We start from the raw sequence: 6,005 nt of genomic DNA on the forward strand, positions 1-6,005 counted from the left end.
TCACCACGGTGAAAAAGTTTAAGGTCAAGCTCTTGTTCTAGTTTTTGGATAGACATACTGATAGCAGGCTGAGCCACATGTAAAACTTCAGCCGCTTTAGAAAAGCTCTGTTGGTTGGCGACTTCGTTAAAATAGCGCAGCTGCTTATTATTCATATCAATAATATTTATCAATTATATAAAAATTATATATTTTACTGATTTTTATGTGTTCCGTATTGTTATTCGGTAATTAGTTTATGTGCGCATTAAATATTGTCTTTAAAGGGCTTGGGGTAAACAGTGATTGATGCAGGAACAGCTTCGTTTTGGCGAGCAACAATAGCACTATGCCTTGGATCATTTATGATTTTTGCCAACGTTTATGTAACTCAGCCGCTTTTGCCATTGTTGATGGATAGCTTTCAATTGTCTGAACTTGAAGCAAGTTGGAGCTTTACCATCACTACGTTGACTCTGGGGATCTCTTTATTAGTTTATGGGCCGTTATCAGATGCGTTGGGGCGAAAAAATATCATGTTAGTGAGCATGGCTGGTGTGGTGTTGATGACTTTTCTGTTATCGCAAACACAAAGCTATTCAATGTTACTGCTGTTTCGAGGCTTACAGGGGTTGTTTTTAGGCGGCTTGCCCGCTATTGCTATTGCTTATATGAGTGATGAGTTTAAGCATAAAGCGATGATATTAGCGGTGGGCTTCTATATTAGCGGTAATACGATTGGGGGCATCGGCGGACGTTTGATTGGAGGTTTTGTCGGTGAGTGGCTGGGGTGGTCTGAGGTATTTTTGGTTATGACGCTTATCAGTTTTATCCTGTTAACTTTATTTGCAGTGCTTTTGCCGGCTTCAAACCGCTTTATTGCTAAGAGTCTAAAGCCACGCAGTATGCTGGGGCAGTCGGTAGCTCACATAAAGAATCCGTTATTGTTGCTAGCCTATTTGATTGGCGGATTTAATTTCTTTATTTTTATTAACCAGTACAGCTTCATTACTTTTTTGTTGTCAGATGCGCCGTACAATTTGTCACCCTCGTGGTTAGGGTTGCTGTTTCTTACCTACTTGAGCGGTACTATAGGTTCTGCTTTATCAGGGCGTATAGCGCAGCGGGTGCCGCAACCCATCTGTATGATTATTGGTATTGTGCTCTTAATGTGTGGTTCTCTTGTAACCCTAGTGCCTAGTATTTGGGCAATTATTATTGGTTTCTTAGTTAGTGCCTTTGGGTTTTTCTTTACACATTCGACCGCTAGTAGTTGGGTTAGTCGTCACGCTGTTGAGGCTAAAGCCAGTGCTTCTTCTCTGTATTTACTGTTTTATTATCTAGGCGCAAGCACGGGAGGTTTCTATTTACAGCCGTTTTGGCAGTGGGGCGGTTGGTCGGGTGTTATTTTAGGTTCAATGGTTGTATTGATAGCAACATTGTTGGCGTCAGTAGCCTTATACAAAATAAGCTATTATCAGACGTTAGATGTTGCCGATTGAGCCCTCAAGGTCTAGGAGTTGTCGCTTCATATCAAGCCCTCCAGCAAATCCAGTTAAGTGTCCGTTTTTACCAATGACTCGATGGCAGGGAATAATAATTATCAGAGGGTTTTTTCCTATCGCAGCAGCGACTGCCCTCGTTGATTTTGGTCGTCCTATACTGTCCGCTAATTGTTGATAGTAGCGTGTTTGGCCGGGAGGAATTTGTAGTAAGGCTTGCCATACACTTTGTTGGAATGCGGTTCCCTTAGGCTGCACAGCTAAGTTGAATCCAATATTGGGGTTTAGTGCAAAGCGCTCCAACTGCTGTTTTAGTTGTACGAAGATCGGCTCGTTATTGGCTTTGCTCCATTGTACGTCAATTTCTGGTTGGTATTTTTGTCCTATCTTATAGCAGCCCGTAAGTTGCTGTTTTTCTGCAGTCGCTAACATTTCACCGAACGGACTTGTCCATGTGCAGTAAGTAGTCATGTTTTTTGCACCTCGTTGATCGTTTTTGTCACCCGCATGCTTCTGATTTTTGTATTGCCCAGTTTATCTTGTTGTAACGAGTTCCATAAATGCATGACAGCGTAAGCACGCCAAGGGCGCCATTTCTCGGCCAGGAATAGTGTCTGCTTGGGACGTTTCTCTTGTAATGCTTTCATTACACCTAAATCAGTATGAGGGAACGCATCTGGCCAGTGTAGCGCGCGCATGGCAATGTAATGTGCCGTCCAAGGACCAATACCAGCAAGTTTTTCCAATGCTGCTATCGACTGCTCTGGATGTGCTGTGGGCTGTAGTGATATCTCACCTTTGGTAATGCCTTTTGCTAGGGAAATAATAGTTTGAGCACGTTTGCTGATAATGCCCAAAGATGCAACCTGATCAATACTTAACTCAGCCACCACCTTTGCACTCGGAAACTGTATGGCGAGGTTCTCGAACGGAGTGATAATCGATTTTCCAAAAGCGTGAGCAAAACGGCCCGCTAACGTGTGAGCGGCTTTTACGGTGATTTGTTGACCGAGTATGGCTCTAACAGACATTTCAAAGCCATCAAAGCTACCGGGGAGGCGAATTCCAGGGTTGTTGATTGCGAGTGAGCCCAGTTGGTTAGATATCAACGAAGGTTCTGCATGTAGGTCGAACTGGTGTTCTAATTTTCTTAACAAGAGAGGAATAATGGCGGCAAGTGATTCTGATAACTCAACTATTAGTGTGTTGTCTTTGTTCTTGTGAGGTTGTATTTGTAACCAACCACTGTATATCTCGCCTTTGACTGATAGGCCAACTGTTCGAATATAAGACTGCTCTTCCACATGTTCTACACCTTGAATGGTTCGTTGTTGTAAAAATGTAATTAATTGTGACCAATCATAAGGTGGACGGTACTGTAACAGTAGTTGCACTGTTGTTTCAGGGGGACTCTGGGCAGAGCTCTTTTGTGTGCTGGGTGATTTTCGTAGTGAAGATGGAGTTAACTTATAGCGGTCTTTGAAGTGGGTATTAAAGGAGCGTAAGCTGCCAAAACCACTGATAAGTGCAATAGTAGTAACAGAAAGCGGTGTCTCTGTTAGTAGTTTTTTCGCCCGTAGTAGCCTTCTGGTAAGCATAAAATGACTGGGTGTTGTTCCCAGTTGCTCTAGCGCTAATCTGTGCAGATGTCGTTGAGTAATATTGAGATGCTTTGCCAAAGCTGAAATACTAAAATCGATATCGCCCTGATCTTCTAGCTGAATAATGGAGGAGATAAGCAGGTTTTGTTGAAGTGTATTGTCTTGAATTTGTGGTGATAGTTCTGGGCGGCATTTAAGACAAGGCCTAAAACCAGCAGTTTCTGCCTGAGCTGCAGTCGGATAAAATGTACAGTTTTCGCGCTTAGGCGTACGCACACGACAAATTGGTCGACAGTAAACTCCAGTACTTGAAACGCCGATATAAAAATGTCCATCGAAGCGATTGTCATGAGATACCATCGCTTGATAAAAATGTTCGTGTTGCATATTCATGAAGCTACTATAAGCCTAATCTAACGGTCTTGCTCGCAGTATTCGGACATGCCCTTATTAAACTTTCTATAGATGGTTATGAGTTTAAATTAGTGTGATTTTCCTGCCTAATGCTCATTGCTTGACTACACTAGTGATGACGTAAAGATTAAGAGAAAGGATTATTGTGTGGCGTTTCGAATATTCGTTTTATTGTTACCCGCTACTCTGTTGTTAATTGGGGCGTTTATATCATTAGCTCCTGTTTCAACGCTATCCGTTGCTGATCAAAATACCTTTACGCTAGTTCCTTATTTACTGGTGGTGGTCACAGTATTTCTTGGCTATAGCTTTAAGCGCAGTCGAGTATTACTTGTGGCGATAAATCTGGGGGCTGCTTATTTTTTGATTCAAAATGGTCTCCAAACAAGTTTAGCTAGACCTGATAACTATGTGCTTTACAGTGCGGTTTCACTGTTACTCCCCATTAATATTGCATTGATTTCGGTTTACGAAGAGCGAGGTATATTCACGCCTATAGGGCTCATTAGAATTATGCTAGTGAGTATCGGCTACTTAGTGTTATTTGCTCTGAAGGAGCTGGATGAATTGGCTTACTGGATTTCAGAACTACCTGTGAGCTTGATAGAAATGGCTATCAATGACACTTATTTGAGCAATGCTGCGGCGGTTGTTTTCGTCATTTGTTTGATGCCTGTATTGATCTCTTTGGTTGTCCGAAAAACCCACACGGATGCCGGTTTGTTAGTCTCTCTACTCTCTGCATTAATAACATTACTATGGTTTGATCGTCCCCTAATATCGCCTTTATTTATATCGGCGGCCCTTATAGCGCTGGCGATTTCAGTGTTACAGAATAGTTATAACATGGCGTTTGTTGATGAGCTTACGGGTATTCTTGGGCGTCGCGCGTTACGTGATAAGTTTTCGACACTGGGACGTACTTACACGATTGCCATGATGGATATTGATCATTTTAAAAAATTTAATGATACTTACGGTCATGACATTGGAGATCAAGTATTACGTATGGTGGCGGCAAAAATTAAAAATGTAAAAGGGGGTGGTAAAGCATTTCGCTATGGTGGAGAAGAGTTTGCTGTTGTTTTTGCTGGAAAGTCAGAATCTGAAGCGCTGCCATACCTTGAAGAAGTACGTGAAATTATAGCCAATTACCCTATGACTATTCGAAGTGAAGAGCGTCCTTGTGACAGTGATGCAGGTAAGAGATTGCGTTCCAACCAGAAAGAGTCAGAAAATGTACAAGTTACGATCAGCATCGGTGTTTCTGATAAAGACGTTTCTCAAACAAACCCTGATACTGTACTTAAAGCTGCTGATAAGGCGCTTTATGCCGCGAAAAAAGCAGGCCGGAATTGCACAGTAGCTTCACACCAGCCACCTCCTGCGCTAAAGAAGACTAAGCCGAGGCGATCTAAGTTTGATTATGCTCAGCAGTAAGGGGGATTGTCTTAACGTGAGGAGAGCTGGTGTTACAACTCTCCTCATGACAATGACTACGAGCGGCTAGTGATTTCTAGCAGGTGGTAACCAAACTGCGTTTTTACTGGGCCGTGTACTTTATTCAGTTCGCCGCTGAAAACCACTTCATCAAATTCACGAACCATTTGACCCGGGCCGAATGATCCTAGGTCACCGCCTTGACGGCCAGAAGGGCAAGAAGAGTGCTGCTTAGCCACTTCCGCAAAGTCTGTACCGGCTTCAATTTGTTGTTTTAGTGTTTCGCATTGAGCTTCAGTATCAACGAGAATATGACGTGCGCTTGCTTTGGCCATGGGTAAAACCTCATATAATTTCTAGGTAGCGTTATAGTTAGATTAATCTTGTCGGTATAGGATACCTGTTATTATCGATGAACCAAATCATACGGGATGAAATATGGCATACCAACATCGTTTTTTGAATGGACAAGCGTGTGAATTAGCACTGGGTAAGATTGTTTGTGTCGGTAGAAACTATGCTGATCATGCTAAAGAGCTGAATAATCCTATCCCGAGCGAGCCGATGCTGTTTATAAAACCTGCCACTGCGGCCTCTGAATTAGAGAGTGCCTTTGGAATTCCTACTGAATTAGGCAGTGTACATTTTGAAACCGAGATGTCTATTCTGATTGGTACATCTTTGTGTAAAGCTGATGAAGCCTTGGCGAGTGAGGCCATTATAGGTGTTGGCGTGGGCTTAGATTTGACGTTGCGCGACCTACAGGATGGACTTAAAGCCAAAGGTCACCCTTGGGAAAAAGCCAAGTCTTTTGATGGTGCGTGCCCGCTGTCTGTTTTTGTAACACCGGATAAAATAGATGACTTGCAAAATGTGCACATGCGTTTGGTCGTCAATGGCACAGTAAAACAGGATGGCAATAGTGCTTATATGTTAAATAAGGTGGTTCCGTTAATTAGCTACATTAGTCAGTTTTTTACGTTAGAGCCCGGTGATGTGGTGATGACTGGAACCCCTGCAGGTGTTGGGCCTATAAAAGAGGGGGATAGTATCCTTATAGAGTTGGTTG

At 42.7% G+C, this 6,005-nt stretch carries 7 protein-coding genes; 3 read left to right on the forward strand and 4 right to left on the reverse strand.

The window, feature by feature from the left end:
- Window positions 1–155: LysR family transcriptional regulator (locus QZZ55_RS19670; RefSeq protein ID WP_293269128.1), on the reverse strand; the 155-nt coding region annotated here is incomplete at its 3' end.
- Between the two features lie 126 nt (window positions 156–281).
- Between QZZ55_RS19670 and QZZ55_RS19675 the strand changes: the two genes are divergently transcribed.
- A complete protein-coding gene (locus QZZ55_RS19675) occupies window positions 282–1,481 on the forward strand; it encodes an MFS transporter (protein WP_293269123.1) in 1,200 nt (399 codons plus the stop codon).
- On the opposite strand, the gene QZZ55_RS19680 is transcribed toward QZZ55_RS19675, so the two are convergent.
- Together QZZ55_RS19680 and QZZ55_RS19685 are read right to left on the reverse strand one after the other, a co-directional pair.
- The gene (locus tag QZZ55_RS19680; protein ID WP_293269124.1) at window positions 1,464–1,952 is read right to left on the reverse strand and encodes a methylated-DNA--[protein]-cysteine S-methyltransferase; all 489 of its coding nucleotides are present in this window, start codon (window positions 1,950–1,952) and stop codon (window positions 1,464–1,466) included. The two genes, QZZ55_RS19675 and QZZ55_RS19680, sit on opposite strands and share 18 nt — an antisense overlap.
- Entirely contained in the window at window positions 1,949–3,475 is a 1,527-nt protein-coding gene (locus tag QZZ55_RS19685; RefSeq protein WP_293269125.1) for an Ada metal-binding domain-containing protein, read from the reverse strand. Before QZZ55_RS19685 ends, QZZ55_RS19680 begins: the two co-directional genes overlap by 4 nt.
- Before the next feature lie 168 nt (window positions 3,476–3,643).
- Between QZZ55_RS19685 and QZZ55_RS19690 the strand changes: the two genes are divergently transcribed.
- A complete protein-coding gene (locus QZZ55_RS19690; protein WP_293269126.1) occupies window positions 3,644–4,936 on the forward strand; it encodes a GGDEF domain-containing protein in 1,293 nt (430 codons plus the stop codon).
- A 56-nt stretch (window positions 4,937–4,992) separates the two neighbouring features.
- Here QZZ55_RS19690 and QZZ55_RS19695 read toward each other — a convergent pair whose 3' ends face one another.
- Complete coding sequence (locus QZZ55_RS19695; RefSeq protein WP_028467878.1) at window positions 4,993–5,271, reverse strand: peptidylprolyl isomerase; 279 nt, start codon at window positions 5,269–5,271, stop codon at window positions 4,993–4,995.
- A 103-nt stretch (window positions 5,272–5,374) separates the two neighbouring features.
- Between QZZ55_RS19695 and QZZ55_RS19700 the strand changes: the two genes are divergently transcribed.
- Window positions 5,375–6,005 (forward strand): fumarylacetoacetate hydrolase family protein (locus QZZ55_RS19700; protein ID WP_293269127.1); only part of this gene is annotated, 631 nt, incomplete at its 3' end.

The organism is Neptunomonas sp. (assembly GCF_016744175.1).
GTDB lineage: Bacteria > Pseudomonadota > Gammaproteobacteria > Pseudomonadales > Balneatricaceae > Neptunomonas.

Coding starts and splice junctions, on each gene's coding strand:
- QZZ55_RS19680 (WP_293269124.1), bottom strand. CDS start 1,952: ATGACTACTTACTGCACATGGACAAGTCCGTTCGGTGAAATGTTAGCG.
- QZZ55_RS19685 (WP_293269125.1), bottom strand. CDS start 3,475: ATGAATATGCAACACGAACATTTTTATCAAGCGATGGTATCTCATGAC.
- QZZ55_RS19695 (WP_028467878.1), bottom strand. CDS start 5,271: ATGGCCAAAGCAAGCGCACGTCATATTCTCGTTGATACTGAAGCTCAA.